This is a genomic window from Bradyrhizobium ganzhouense (assembly GCF_049949285.1).
Taxonomy (GTDB): Bacteria; Pseudomonadota; Alphaproteobacteria; order Rhizobiales; family Xanthobacteraceae; genus Bradyrhizobium; species Bradyrhizobium ganzhouense.
This window is the reverse complement of record NZ_CP181318.1, coordinates 3,917,148-3,931,435: the sequence shown is the minus strand read 5'-3', so window position 1 is coordinate 3,931,435 and position 14,288 is coordinate 3,917,148. Positions and strand designations below refer to the sequence as shown.

Here is a 14,288-nt window from a genome sequence, read left to right as displayed (position 1 = left end):
CCAGGCATTGAGGTTGAGGTCAGACGTTGTGGGCTTGTTCGAAGGTGCTGATCAGGTTGGCCGCCCAGTGCAGACCGCGTTCAGCGAGGTAGCGCTCGGCGAAATGGTGGGGCCCAGTGCGGGCCAGGACTGCATCAATGGTGCGCTGATCCTCTGGCGAGGACGCCCCGACGAGCGCGAGCGCGACCGGTCCAAGGCCTAGCTCGAACAGGCGGTTTCCAGCACGCGACTGCAGATAGTAGTCGCGCTTGGGAAAGGCTTCGCTAATTAGGCGGACTTGCGTGTCGTTCAGGCCGAAGTGCCGATAGGTCTCGGTCTGGGTCGGCTCAAGGGCACGGGGATTGGGCAAGAAAATTCGGCTCGGACAGGATTCAATGATCGCGGGCGCAATCTCGCTGTCGGCGATATCGGCAAGCGACTGCGTGGCAAAGATCACGGCCACGTTCTTCTTGCGCAGTGTCTTCAGCCATTCGCGAATGCGACTCGCGAACAGCGGGTCGTCCAGAAGCACCCATGCCTCGTCCAGCACCAACAGCGTGGGCCGGCCGTCAAAGCGCTCTTCAAGCGTGTGAAAAAGATAGGTTAGAACCGGCGCCACCAGGCCCGGCAACGCCATCAATTCTTCCATTTCGAAGGTGAGCACATCCGCACCGGAAAGACGGTCGGCGTCCGCGTCCAGGAAGCGGCCGTACGGTCCTTCCAGCGTGTAAGGTTGCAGCGCCTGCCGCAGCGCGTCGCGGGCAAGCAACGCCACGAGACCGGTCATCGTCCGCTGCGAGACTGGCGCGGAACCGAGGCTCTTGAGTGCCGACCAAAGCGTCTCTTTGACGTCGGGCGTCACGGTCACGCGCTCATGGGCAAGCACGCCACAGAGCCAGTCGAGCGCCCAGAGTCTCGCCCCCTCCTCGGCGACGTCCTTGAGCGGCTGAAAGGCGATACCGCCCTTGGCGCCTAGCTCATACCAGGCCCCCGACAGCGCGAGCGTGGTGACACGCGCGGACCGCCCCTTGTCGAACGTGATCAGTTGAGCGTTTGAGTACCGGCGGAATTGAAGGGCGAGCATCGAAAGCAGGACCGACTTGCCCGCCCCGGTCGGACCAACGATAATGGTGTGCCCGACATCGCCGGCGTGGAGCGACAAACGAAACGGGGTCGCTCCTTTGGTCTTGGCGACCAAAAGCGGCGGTCCATTGAGGTGTTCGCAACGCTCCGGTCCGGCCCACACCGCCGATAGCGGGCACATGTGGGCGAGATTCAGCGTGTGAACGATCGGCTGGCGGATGTTGGCATAGGCTTGACCCGGCAGACCGCCCAACCAAGCCTCCACCGCGTTCACGCTCTCGCGGATGGCCGTGAAACCACGGCTATTGATCACCCGCTCGACTGCGCGGATCTTCTCGTCCGCTTGATGCGAGTCCTCGTCCGTGACGGTGACGGTCGTGGTGATATAGCCGAAGGCAACCAGATCGTCGCCCAGCTCGGAAAGCGCAGCGTCGGCGTCGAGTGCCTTGTTGCTGGCGTCGGTGTCGAGCAGCGCCGCCTGCTCGTTGAACATGACCTCTTTGAGGATCGCTGCAAGTGACTTCCGCTTCGCAAACCACTGCCGCCGGTAGCGCGAGAGCGTCGCGTTGGCCTGCGTGCGATCCAGCGGAATGAACCGGGTGGCCCAGCGGTAGGCGACACCAAGCCGGTTCAGTTCGTCAAGCAGGCCGGGAAAGGTGACGTGCGGAAATCCAAGCACCGTCAGCGCGCGAAGATGGCTCCGCCCGATGGCTGGCGACAGTCCACCGGTCAGCGGCTCATCGCTCAAGAAGCAATCGAGATAGGCTGGCGTCTTGGGAACGACCACGGGATGGCGCTTGGTCGAGACGCAGCCGTGAAGATATGTGAGCGTCTCCGCATCGTTGAGAGGCCAGATCTCGGGCAAGACCGACGAGAGCAGATCGATCGCCCGGTCGGTTTCCTGGCTGAATCGTTGGAGGTGATCCCGGTAGCCTTGCTCGCTTCGCCCCGGCTTTTGCAGGCCGTCGATATCGGCATCGCGGATGTCGCTGTGTGCCGAATTCTCGCTTCGATCAGCATCGGCAGTCGATTGGTCCCGGCGCACGCGCCGACCTCGCCTAGATGCGTGATCCTTCTCTGCCGGACGCTCGAGGAACAAGCCCTCGAGGCGCGATATCCGCTCGGCCGGCGGCAAATACATCAGGGTCAGATGCAGCACACTCTCGAAATGCTGTCCGCCGGGACGAGACGGATCCTCCCATGCGACACCGGCGGGCCCTTCGAAGGCGGCACGCCGCTCCTCATCCACCAGCCAGGACACCGGATCGGGAAATTCCGACCGCGGATATTCGGAGGCCGGGATGCGCGTGGCATCAAAGAACAGGGCCCAACCTGAGCCAAACCGCTTCAGAACGTTGTTGACGCGGGACGCGACGCTCATCAGTTCGGGTTCGGTCGCGCTGTCGAGGTCCGGCCCGCGGTAGCGGATCGTCCGTTGGAAGCTGCCATCCTTATTGAGGATGACACCCGGAGCGACCAGGCATGCCCATGGCAGCCAATCCGCCAGCCGATAGGCGTTGCCGCGGAATTCTCTCAAGTTCAGCATGCGAGCCGCCCTTTGTGCTTGGTGTGACGGATGGCGACTTCGACGAAGGCCGGGTCGCGTTTTGCGAGCCAAACGGCTGCGCTATGCCCGACGATCCAGAGAACAAGGCCAGCGAGCCAAAGACGGAGGCCCAAGGCCAGCACGGCCGAGAGGGTCCCGATCAGGATGGCGGCGGCGCGCGGAGCGCCGCCGATGAGAATGGGTTCGGTCAACGAGCGGTGGAGCACGAGTTCAAAACCATCGGGGCGCATCAGATCAGTGCTCCGCCACCGAAGGAGAAGAACGAGAGGAAGAAGGAACTTGCGGCGAAGGCGATCGAGAGGCCGAAAACGACCTGGACCATCTTGCGGAATCCACCGGAGGTATCGCCAAAGGCCAGCGATATGCCGGTCACCGTGATGATGATGACGGCGACGATCTTGGCGACGGGCCCTTGCACGGATTCCAGGACGCGCTCGAGCGGCGCTTCCCACGGCATGCCTGAACCCGCGGCTTGTGCCGCCGTGACGCTGAGGAGCACACAAGCTGAGGCCACGCCGAGCTCAACGAGTGGCACTCCCTTGACCGAACACAAGCAGAGAAGGCGCGAACGCACGTTTAGACGAGTTCGAATGGACATATGCAGTCTCCTTCAGGTCAGGGGCGATGGGAGGTGGTTGGAAGTCCGGGCGGAGTCTCGAGCAGGTAGTCGCCTGACGGATCGAGGCCCTTGAGCTCGGCGACGGCCTCGATGCGCCGTGCGGGACCCCGCCCCTTGATGAAGACAACCAAGTCGATCGCCTCGGCAATCAGCCGGCGCGGCACCGTTGCGACTGCTTCCTGGATCAGTTGCTCGATACGGTAGAGCGCAGCTCGTGCCGAGTTGGCATGGACCGTGGCAATTCCGCCGGGATGGCCGGTATTCCAGGCCTTCAGCATGTCGAGCGCTTCGGCGCCTCTGACCTCACCGACGATGATGCGGTCGGGCCGCAAGCGCAGCGTAGACCGAACAAGATCGGCAAGGCTGGCCACGCCCGGCTTTGTCCGGAGCGTCACGGCATCCTTTGCAGCGCAGCGCAGCTCGCGGGTGTCCTCGATGATGACAACCCGATCTTCGAGGCCGGCGATCTCCGCTAGAAGCGCATTGGCAAGCGTCGTCTTGCCCGAACCGGTGCCGCCGGCGATCAGGATGCTGCGTGCGTCGGTGACCGCTGATGTCAGCACCTTCGCCATCAATGGCGAGGCAATCTGCGCCTTGACGTAATCGGACAGGCGGAACGTGGTCGTTGCGGGCTTGCGTATGGCAAAGCAGGGCGCGAGCGAGACCGGCGGCAACACACCTTCAAAGCGTTCACCGGTTTCGGGGAGTTCCGCCGAGACGATTGGAGACGAACCGCTCGCCTCCGCCCGCACATGGCTGGCAACAAGCCGGATGATCCGCTCCGACTCCTGCGGCGTCAGGACAACGCCTGTGTCCGCCCGGCCCGTCCCGTGGCGATCGAGCCAAAGCCTCCCATCGGGATTGACCATGACTTCGACGACATCAGGCTCTTCCAGAGCCAGCGCGATTGCCGGTCCCATCGCGGTCCGCAGCATGCCCCGGCGTCGTTCACGGGTTTCTGGCGAGAGGAGATCAGACATTGCCGACCCCCTCTCGCCCTGCCGGAGAATGCTCCGGCGGCTCACCCGTCGCGCTCGGCGCGCGGGATCCGGTATCGCTGGGTTGGACAGCGCCCAGAGGGGCGCCCTCCTCGAGGTTCCGCATGAAGAGATCCGGCTTCGAGGCGCTGACGCGATCCATGACGTCAGCGACAAGTCGGCCACCGGAGGCGACCCGTTTGCCGACCTGGGCGACAAACATCTCGAATCGCTCGCGTCCCAACGCACGCGCTGCATCCTGGTCTTGCGAAGGCAGCGGAGGTGTGATCGTCAGGTAGTATCGGATGAACAGCGCGATGGTCTCGGCCAGGACGCCGAGGTCGCGGTCGGCTCGCTCCAGCTGCCTGCTCATCCGATCTAGCCTTCGGATCAACGCTGCATCGCCGCTGGCGTCACGTTCGGGGTTGAGAAAGCGATCAAGCGCAGCATCGACAATGGCTGACTTGTTGGCTCCAGGGCGCTTGGCGGCGAGCTCGAGCCGTTGCGCCACACTTTCGGAGACGTAGGCCGACAGTTTCGGTTTCATGGGGGATGCTCTTCAGAATGAGGGGAGAAGATCGTCGTCGTCGCGAGTAACGGCATGGGCTCGGCGTACGGCGCCGGACGCGTTTGCTGCCTGCTGCATCTGGCTGCGCTCGGCGGCCACGTCGGACTCGTCGTCGAGCAATCGCTCCTCGATGGCACGAACGTCCGTCACAGCTGGTGCTGCCTCGTCGAACAACGGCAATTGCTGCTTGAGACCCCCCTCCTCGCCGCCCGTATGCATGAGCTCGCGATACGGCAGGGTCGCTAGGCGAAGGTCGGTGGTGCGCACCTCGCCGCGCCAATCGTCAGTGCGGGCCGCCGGACAATCGGCATACTCACCCTCCACCAAGGATGGCGGCTTGCGCAGACGATCGACGAAGTTTGCGTCCTCATAGTGCCGCAGCTTGATCGCGCGGACTGGTGCAAGGCCCGATACCAATACGATCGCCTGGTCGGGCGGCAGTTGCATCACTTCGCCTGGCGTCAGCAAAGGACGCGCGGTCTCCTGACGACTGACCATGACATGGCCAAGCCAGGGAGCCAGCCGATGGCCGGCATAGTTGCGCTGTGCACGTAGTTCCGTCGCGGTACCCAGGGCGTCCGAGATCCGTTTAGCGGTGCGCTCGTCATTGGCAGCGAAGGCAATGCGGACGTGACAATTGTCCAGGATCGCGTTGTTCTCACCATACGCCTTTGCGATTTGGTTGAGCGACTGGGCGATCAAATAGGCGCGAATGCCGTAACCGGCCATGAAGGCGAGCGCACTCTCGAAGAAGTCGAGCCGACCGAGCGCAGGGAATTCATCCAGCATCATCAGGAGCTGGCGGTGCCTGCGGTCGCCCTCCTTGGTGTTCAGCGTCTCGGTCAGCCGGCGGCCGATCTGGTTGAGGATCAGCCTGATCAGCGGCTTGGTACGGCTGATGTCCGACGGCGGAACGACGAGATAAAGCGTGACCGCCTTGTCGGCGCTGACGAGGTCGGCGATGCGCCAATCACAGGACTCTGTGTTTCGGCTGACGACGGGATCGCGGTAGAGCCCAAGAAAGCTAACGGCGGTCGAGAGGACACCTGAGCGCTCGTTCTCTGATTTGTTCAAAAGCTCGCGTGCGGTCGCGGCAACGACGGGGTGCACCTTCGGCTCTGCGTCGGTGCCGAGATGATTGGTTGCCAGCATGATCCTGAGCGTCTTCTCAAAGGACTGCGCTGGATCGGCCAGGATTTCCGTGACGCGGGTAAGCGTCTTCTTTTCTTCGGCGTAAAGGACGTGAAGGATGACGCCGACCAAAAGTGAATGACTGGTCTTTTCCCAATGGGTTCGGCGTTCGAGCGCCCCCTCGGGGTCGACCAGGATGTCGGCGATGTTCTGGACATCGCGGACTTCGGCCGCGCCCTTGCGCACCTCGAGCAGCGGATTGTAGCGGGCGCTCCGCGAATCCGTGGGATTGAACAAAAGGCAATGCGAGAACGTCGAACGCCAACCGGACGTCAATTCCCAGTTTTCACCCTTGATGTCGTGCACCACCGCCGACGACGTCCACGACAGCAATGTGGGCAACACCAGCCCGACGCCTTTGCCCGACCGGGTCGGTGCAAAGCACATGACGTGTTCCGGTCCATCGTGACGCAGATAGTTGTTCTCGAGGCGCCCCAGGAAAACGCCCTTGGACGCGAACAGGCCGGCCGCCTTGATTTCCTTTGGCGTGGCCCACCGTGCCGAACCGTAGGTCGTCACCAATTGGCTTTGGCGCGCACGCCACACCGAATTGACGATCGCAAACAGCGCGCCTGCAATGCCGCCGGCTGCTGCGATGGCTCCGCCCTCCTCAAAGATCTCGGGCGCATAGGCCTCGTAGGCGAACCACCATTCGAACAACCGCCACGGCAGATAGACGGGGTAGCTGACAACCAGGAACCAAGGCTCACCCAACCGCTGCTGATAGCCGAGAGCTGCGGCGGTCCATTGCGTAGCGCCCCAGGTCGACACCACGACGATGCCGAACACGACGGCAATCTGACCAACGTAGATTTTTGCCGGAAACATTGGCTCGCCCCACTCACTCACCCCACGTGAGCGGCGCGATGAAAGAGGCCAATGCGCTTTGCGTTCAATCGAAATTAAAATCGCGTCGGGGAAACGAGAGCAATGTCGATCAGGCGTGCGAAGGCGAGAACGATCTGCGTCCAGTCTCAGCGAGGATGATCAGGCACCTCAACAAGAGGTGAGCTACCGGCTCAAATTGGACGACCCTTGAATGCGGGCCGGAGCACGCCGGGAGCGGGCTGCAGAGGTCAGAGACGGAACCAGTCAAACGGATCAATTGACGAGATTGGTACGCCGATTCGGCCCGAAATCACGGTTAACCGGCGTTATACTCACTTTGCGAAACGAGTATAAACGCGCTGGACGCCGGGTTCCATGGCTTCTATACTCAACCCGCAAACTGAGTATAAATCGGGAAAACGACCATGCCGGCCCCTTCCCTGGTTGCCCAGACGACCTATGCCGAGCTCCTGGAGCGCGCCGCGAACGCCGCCTTCCAGGACGCCTTCGCTGACAACGGCTCGTTCACGGCCAAGAGCATCAATGGCCGCAAGTATTGGTACTTCCAGGCCGGCACCGGCGCCGAGCGGTCGCAGCGCTATGTCGGGCCCGAGACGCCGGAACTTCTGAAGCGAATTGCCCACCACAAGGAGGTTCGCGAAGACGAGCGCGAGCGTCGGGCGCTTGTCTCCACGCTGATCCGCTCGTTCAGCTTTCCTCGCCCCATTCCCGAGATCGGCGACGTCATCGCTGCGCTTGCCAAGGCCGGCGTGTTCCGCCTTCGCGGCGTGCTTGTTGGCACGATCGCCTACCAAACTTATGCTGCGATGCTTGGCGTCCGCCTCTCCGCCGGCTCGCTGCAGACCGGCGACGTGGACATCGCACAGTTCAAGAACGTCTCGGTGGCGGTCGAGGACTCTACGCCGCCCGTTCTGGACGTGCTGAAGGAAGTCGACAAATCCTTTCGTGCCGTTCCTCACGTATCTGATGGCCGGCGCGTAACCAGCTATGCCGCCAAGGGCGGCCTACGCGTCGACTTTCTCACGCCCCATGAGGGCAAGGAGACCGGCCGCCCCCAAAAGCTGCCCGCCCTGAACACCGACGCCCAGCCGCTGCGCTTCCTGGACTTCCTGATCCGCGACCCCGAGCCCGCGGTCATCCTGCATGGCGCCGGCATCTACGTGCACGTGCCGGCTCCGGCGCGTTACGCCGTGCACAAGCTGATCATCTCCCGCAGGCGCCCGGAGGGGTTTGCAAAGCGCGACAAGGACCTGCAACAGTCCGAGGCCCTGCTTGCGGCTCTGGCCGAAAGGCGGCCCAATGAGCTGAAAGCGGCATGGGAGGAGGCTCACGGGCGCGGTCCCAAATGGCGCCAGCTGATGCTCGAAGGGATGGCGTTGCTTGCGGCCTCCGTTCGAGACACAGTGCTCAAGACCGTCGGCGCGCCTCGCTCGATCATTCCGGGTCTCGATCTCTCTTTCGACAATCCGCCTGCTCGCTATGACTTCAGCCGCGACGTCGTGACGTTCACGGGAAAGGAGCCCGGCGGCACGGTCAATTGCGCTGTCAGTCGCGAAGCGCTGGACGACCATTTCGGCGCCGATGGTCTCGGGCAGGAGGGTCGGATGGAAGCGTTCCTCAGGAACAGGTCGAGGATCGAGGAGATCGCTCGCGCCAAATATCTTTCCGCTCCGGTCGACGACCCTGGTGCCGTACTGGTCAAGACATCCGACGTCGATCATTTTTCGACGCGACGAGCGCCCAAACGGAAGTAGTCTCTCGTCATCGTCCAATCCCGCGCTTGATGCCGATCGACCAGGATATGCCTTCCCCGCCGACCTGACCGGTGACCAATTGTCCGAGCGCCCGCTCCAGCACCGGCCGCCAGGGCACCAGCACGAATTCATGGGATCGCTCGATCAAAGCGAACTGTCCGCTGTTCAGCGTCAGCATTCGCCGGTAGACGCCACTGACCTTGTCGCCGGCCTTGGCATCGACATGTTCAAGGCCGGTGCGTGCGGATATGTCGGCCGCGGTCCGCGCCAGCTCGCGCGCCTCGAGCGTATCCAACATGTTCCGCGCAAAACGCACCTGGCCACCTTCCTCTCGCGCCAGCCCCTGCTCGATCAGCCATTGCCGTCTCGCTCGCAACGCGGTCTCGACTTCCGCGCCAAACCCGGTCGACGCGAGCCCATCAGGCTCCTTGCCAACGAGTTTGCGGTCGAGCCAAGTTGCACCCAGCGCCTGCGGCAGATCCTCGAGCCTTTGCCATGACAGCACGGCGACCCGCACCGGATTGCGCGAGCGCTGGAGCTCCTCGTATCGAAGCGCCTGGTCGAGATAGTCCTTCCCTACACCCCAAGTGCCGTCGGAGAGACGGCTCACCATGCCTTCGCGCCGCATCGCTTCCAGGCGCCGCACGTGGGATCCGACAAATTCGCCCGACGCTTTGGGATCGAGTTCCCGATGCAGACGGTCGCTGTAGATGCCGCCATGGCGGCCGGCGATCTCTGCGATCGTGCGATCGATTGCGCGCGGCTCAGCGACGCGCGCACGGAGCTCCAGGATCGTGTTCCGGACAGGTACCTCTTCGTTGGCGCTAAGCGCACCAATCTCGGCATAGTGCGTTCGTCCGTCCACCCCATCGATCACGACATAGCGGCGCTCCGTAAGTTCATCCGCAAATCCCTCGCCGACAACCCGCCCGACCAGGCGGTGAGCGCTTCCCTGAGGATCGAAGATCGCGTAGTCGCCGGCCGCCCGCGTAACTCCTGCCGCGGCCATCTCGCGGTGCATGGTCTTGATGATGTCGCCGCGTTCGCCCATGCGTCGGAGCTTTGGCTCGAGCTCAGGGTCAATCCGCCAACGCCCCGGTTCGGTCTCGTCCGCCAACCCCATCCGCTCCAGGGTTCGCAACCGTCCGATCCGCGCGGTTTGCCAGGCAGGCTCCCGTCCAGACAGCGCACCCTGGTCAAGAGCTCTGCCCGGAGCATCTCTCAGGATGCTCCGGTCAAGCCGTGTAAACCGCTCGGCCGTGATCTCCTGCTGAAGCTTGCGCACGACCTCGATTTCCGTTTCAGGGCCGAGCTCTCGCGTGATGAGTTCCGCTGCCCGCGACCGAAAGCCATGAGCAATATAATCACGCGCAATGACGAGGTCGCTCCCCTCGCCATCCTTGCCGCGCAAGACGATGTGCGTGTGGGGATGGCCGGTGTTGAAATGATCGGCGGCAACCCAGTCGAGCCGGGTGCCGAGATCCTGCTCCATCTGCCGCATGAGGTCGCGGACGAACGGCTTCAGGTCCGCTAGCTCCGCGCTGTCCTCCGGCGCCACGATAAACCGGAACTGGTGGCGATCGCCGGCGCTACGCTCCGTAAAATCCTTGCCGTCGGCGCGGTCATTGTTGGCGTCGTAGAGTTCCCCTGGCGCGCCCTCGCGGGTGACGCCGTCGCGCTGGACGTATCGCAAGTGAGCTCGCACGGCGCCAATGTCACCTGCTTTGATCCGCACGATCCGGGCCTTGACCACGACACGGCGTTGGCCCTGGCTTCGTCCACGTCCCGCCAACACCGTACCCTGCGCGCGGCCGCGGCCGATGCGGCCGCCGGTAAAGGACGAACCTGCTCGCGCGCTGGCGCCTACCTGGGACGCCTCCTGCCGAACGCGTCGAAGATAGCTAGCCGTCCTTCCGGCTCTGCGGTTACCGATCCGTCCAAGCTTTACTTCAAATTCGTCGTCGATTTCTCGCATGGCCGGCACCCCCGACGTTGAATGAGACGGCGATATGTGAAGCCGAGGAGCGTCCGCCAAGACGCAGACGCAAATGGGTAGGAACGCCATTGCGTTGAGCCAAAGGTGGTGACAGCGAGGAGTTAGAGAGCGCCAAATCTTGGATGTGCAGACAACGGCTTAGGTGCTCTGTAGCGCCAGTGCTTTTATCTTGCCTTCCTAATCGGGCGGGCAAAGTCAACTCATTCCTAGGTTTTTCCTCGAGTCCTCGCAAAAATAAGCATCGCTGCTTCCCTCCATCTACGACGCACAAACGTCACCACACCGCGTTGCAGTGGCATTCTCCAGGCGGGGTCCATGCGTTCCTTCGCGTTCAGCACTTCGGCCGTCGCATGCTCTTCATCAGGTTCGTAAACAGGGCTGTCCAAGCAGTCTGGCGCTCTCATTCCCGAAGGACGGCAGCAGGCAAGAGATAGCGGACATTCCCCGTTTCGCGGCCCCGCCAGGGGACGCTCACCGCGCGCGCGGATCTCTAAATTCGTTTCCTCCTCAGCATGCTGGGAGTGGTCCCAGCGCCTTCCTATACTCGTCTACGTAGCTGCTACTGCGCTGGCTTTAAGCGCAGCCTTTGCGTGACCTTGGCACCGAATCCGACGTGGAAATCGGTCTCGCTGACCCACATCCGGTGGAGAATACCCGCGAGCTTTCGCGCGACCGCGGCGATCGCACACAGCATGCTCGACCGCTTGGCGATCCGCAGGCCCCACGCTCGCAATGCCGACCATTTTCTGACCCGCAGCAGCAGACTTGCAGCCGCTTCACACAGCGCCTCCCGCACGGAGATATCGCCCTGTTTGCTGATCCGACCCTCAAAATCGATCGATGTACCGGACTGGTGGCGCTTCGGCGTCAGGCCAAAATGGGCGCCCACGGTGCGGGATCGGGCAAAGCGATGAGGGTCATCAACGCCAACCTTGAATGACAAGGCGACGACCGGACCGACGCCCGGAACCGTCATCAGACGCCGGCAAACAGGATCATGCTGGACCACCTGCAGGAGCACACGATGCAGCCGATCGTAGCCCTCGAGGAGCGCGCGGCGCACGTCCAGCATGACCTGGATCGACATCACAAAAATCGGGTCGCTGTGCTCGATCAGCTCGCGGATGCGGGCCTCATAGGCACCTCGAGCGACCGCTCCAACGAGCAATCCATAGGCCCGCAGTGCGCCCCGAACATGGTTCTCGAGGTCGATCAGTTTGCGCTTGAGTAGCTTTCGGTTCGTCAGCAGCGTGCGCATTTTTTGCATGTCGATATTCTTGACATGGACGGCGCGGTACCAGCCCAACCGCATCATCTGCGCGATGCCGCGCGCGTCGTTTCGGTCGGTTTTGTTGCGCATTGTGGACAGCGAAACGCGCATATGGCGCGCTTCCACGACAATGATTGGAAGCCCGGCTGGCTGTAGTTCGCGATACAGCCCGATACCCAGCGATGACGCCTCGACCCCGACCCTATCGAGGCGATCCGCGTAACCCTCCACAGCGGAGCGGATCGCCTCTGGCTCCATGCTGACCTTAACTTCGCGGATCGTGAGACCCTCGCTATCGACGATGCAAACGCTGGTTTCTTCAAGGCCGACGTCCAATCCAACGTACAGTTTCATCGGAGCTCTTCCTTGTGGCAACGACCTTCCAAGTCGTTGCACCAGGCTCCGGATTCGGCCACGGCCGTCTTATCCCCGTGCACCGGTATCTCGAAGCCCGATTTGAAGAGCCCTCCCGTTCACCTGCTCACCTGCTTCTCTTCAGACCTTCGCCAAGTGGTGAACTTGAGCCCCCCGGCAATTGCAATTGTCGTCCTTTGTGACGATATTGCACGGCGCTCCAAATTTGTGATGTGATGGGATTAAAAAGATGACGCGGTCCTCCCAAAGCGGGGCGGATGCCGAGCTGCTCTCCGAAGCCATTGCGGCGCTTCGTGAGTTGGTCTCACGCACACAAGACGCCACAGACGAGTCATTCGACGACGGCCATTCGGTTGATACCTGGAAGAGCAAAGAACTCCGTGCCGCTATAGAGCGTGCCGAAACTGTGATCGCGAAGGCAGAAGCTGTCGTAGCTGCGCCCCGCACAGGGTAGGAACTCGCTGAGTCGGAGCATCGCCACCCGAGGCCATTCTTTAGCGCAACCCGAGAGTGCCCTCTCGGTCCACTTTCCTAACTTCGCTCCGTTTGTGTCCGTGCCCTGAGCATCAACCGAAGGGAGCGGGCCTAAGGGGCCCGCCCCGCTCAGATGATGTACAGTCGAATTGACAACCGCGGTCGTCAGCGCCTCGAACCGGAGGGGCCAATTCCTGCGAACAAATCCGGTTGAACCGGCCGCTCATCAAACTTGATTCCAGCCTTGGCGGTGGCATCGATTTCGGCGATCAGGGCATCCTGCCGCTCCGCTGACAGACCCTTTTCGGTCCAGATCACGCGCAGTTCAGCCTCTGGATCGGCTGCGGACTGGGCGTTCTTCCGCGGCATGTCTTCAAAGTTCGCGCAGACGATTTCGACGTTTGGCGCAATACCTTTCCAGGCATCGCGATGGTAAGCGCAGTCGACGCCGCACCCGGCCTCAAGATGAATTCCGGTCTGCTCCGTGAACTTCAGATAGTCAGCGCTCCGGCGCTCGCGGTAGCACTGCACGCCGCTATATTCGAACGGCGCAGACATCTGCGGGATAATAAAAGTCCCATAATCCGCTATGTCGGACGCGATATCGATCAGGTGAAACTCAAATGACCGCCCAGTGTAGCGCGGTCCACTTCCGAGCCTGGGAGTTGCTCCGAACGGTGGATTCGCAATGGCGGAGCGGAAGCGCCCCAAGCCCGCAAAGTCAAAATCGAACACATCGGCGCAGATCCATTTAGCTTCGGGCAGCACCTTACGACCGACTGCGACATAGGCGGGATTGCGTTCGATGCAGACGATTTCCTTCTGCGGCTCGCCACTTCCACGGGCATAATGTGCCCGCCAGAACGTATGGAACGCCAGCGCCCCGATGCCAGCACAGAGGTCGATCGTCCGGCCACCGCAAGCGTCGATCGCAAAGTCTCCCGCGAGGCCTGTCGGGGTAAAAAACGCTCCGGCCGACCCATTGATGTGGCTCGCGCCCTCGTGCCAGTTGTCCAACACGAACACCTTTTCATCGTAGGTGAGGACATCCTTCCGCAACCGTTCTTCAGCCTGAGCATGTGCCTTGGCTTCCGCTTTCGTAAGTTTTGACATTGTTAAGTCTCGCTTCTAGCCCTCGAAGGGCGTCTGATGATCGGCGCGGCGCGCATGGCCTTCGCCATGCCGCCTGCCCGTCGGCGAGACCGGGGTTTCGGGGGCAAGAGCTTGTTTTGGCGTCTGCGCAGCGGCGCGAATCCGATGGTGCGCAACGCGGTTGCACCGAGCCGCGAAGCGCGACGTGCGACGGACTTGCTGCACCGGAGGACGAAAGAAGGTCTTGCGGGGGTGACGGGGCAGCGCCCCTCAAGTCCCCCGTTCAAAAGAGAAGTGGCTTGAGCATTCGACCCTATGCGAGCTTTGCGATCGATCTTCTGATCGCCCACGTCGCAATCCGACGGGTCACCTTGGGTGTCAGCCCTATGCCTGAAAACTCAGGCTGCCGGCGGTCACGCGTGGGCTGTCGATCACGGCTCGGCCCATGCGAAACACGACGGGCGCGCGCGTTACGACAGATGCGCGCCCGTCGT

General features: G+C 62.4%; 10 protein-coding genes. 1 reads left to right on the top strand and 9 read right to left on the bottom strand.

Annotated elements, in window-relative coordinates; genetic code table 11:
• Positions 1-19 precede the first annotated feature (19 nt).
• The 6 genes from trbE to ACLFLU_RS17710 form a co-directional block, all read right to left on the bottom strand.
• Positions 20-2,608: a conjugal transfer protein TrbE gene (gene trbE, locus ACLFLU_RS17735; protein ID WP_426413443.1), complete on the bottom strand. Its 2,589-nt coding sequence runs from the start codon at positions 2,606-2,608 to the stop codon at positions 20-22.
• On the bottom strand, positions 2,602-2,859 hold the full coding sequence (locus ACLFLU_RS17730) for a VirB3 family type IV secretion system protein (RefSeq protein WP_426413442.1): 258 nt from the start codon (positions 2,857-2,859) through the stop codon (positions 2,602-2,604). Before ACLFLU_RS17730 ends, trbE begins: the two co-directional genes overlap by 7 nt.
• Positions 2,859-3,143: a TrbC/VirB2 family protein gene (locus ACLFLU_RS17725; protein ID WP_426413441.1), complete on the bottom strand. Its 285-nt coding sequence runs from the start codon at positions 3,141-3,143 to the stop codon at positions 2,859-2,861. The genes ACLFLU_RS17730 and ACLFLU_RS17725 overlap by 1 nt, the downstream gene beginning before the upstream one ends.
• A gap of 101 nt (positions 3,144-3,244) precedes the next feature.
• Positions 3,245-4,183 (bottom strand): P-type conjugative transfer ATPase TrbB, encoded by a 939-nt coding sequence (gene trbB, locus ACLFLU_RS17720; protein ID WP_426413440.1) that lies wholly within the window; start codon positions 4,181-4,183, stop codon positions 3,245-3,247.
• A 37-nt stretch (positions 4,184-4,220) separates the two neighbouring features.
• Positions 4,221-4,772, bottom strand: a complete 552-nt coding sequence (locus ACLFLU_RS17715) for a CopG family transcriptional regulator (RefSeq protein WP_426413439.1) — start codon at positions 4,770-4,772, stop codon at positions 4,221-4,223.
• A gap of 12 nt (positions 4,773-4,784) precedes the next feature.
• Positions 4,785-6,812, bottom strand: coding sequence for a conjugal transfer protein TraG (locus tag ACLFLU_RS17710; RefSeq protein WP_426413438.1), 2,028 nt, complete (start codon positions 6,810-6,812; stop codon positions 4,785-4,787).
• Between the two features lie 425 nt (positions 6,813-7,237).
• Here ACLFLU_RS17710 and ACLFLU_RS17705 point away from each other — a divergent pair, with 425 nt between their 5' ends.
• Positions 7,238-8,587, top strand: coding sequence for a GSU2403 family nucleotidyltransferase fold protein (locus ACLFLU_RS17705; RefSeq protein WP_426413437.1), 1,350 nt, complete (start codon positions 7,238-7,240; stop codon positions 8,585-8,587).
• Positions 8,588-8,594: 7 nt separating this feature from the next.
• Here ACLFLU_RS17705 and rlxS read toward each other — a convergent pair whose 3' ends face one another.
• The 3 genes from rlxS to ACLFLU_RS17690 form a co-directional block, all read right to left on the bottom strand.
• Complete coding sequence (gene rlxS, locus ACLFLU_RS17700; protein ID WP_426413436.1) at positions 8,595-10,562, bottom strand: relaxase/mobilization nuclease RlxS; 1,968 nt, start codon at positions 10,560-10,562, stop codon at positions 8,595-8,597.
• Between the two features lie 580 nt (positions 10,563-11,142).
• Positions 11,143-12,207: an IS110 family transposase gene (locus ACLFLU_RS17695; protein WP_426413435.1), complete on the bottom strand. Its 1,065-nt coding sequence runs from the start codon at positions 12,205-12,207 to the stop codon at positions 11,143-11,145.
• A 660-nt stretch (positions 12,208-12,867) separates the two neighbouring features.
• Complete coding sequence (locus ACLFLU_RS17690) at positions 12,868-13,815, bottom strand: methyltransferase (protein ID WP_426413434.1); 948 nt, start codon at positions 13,813-13,815, stop codon at positions 12,868-12,870.
• Positions 13,816-14,288 lie beyond the last annotated feature (473 nt).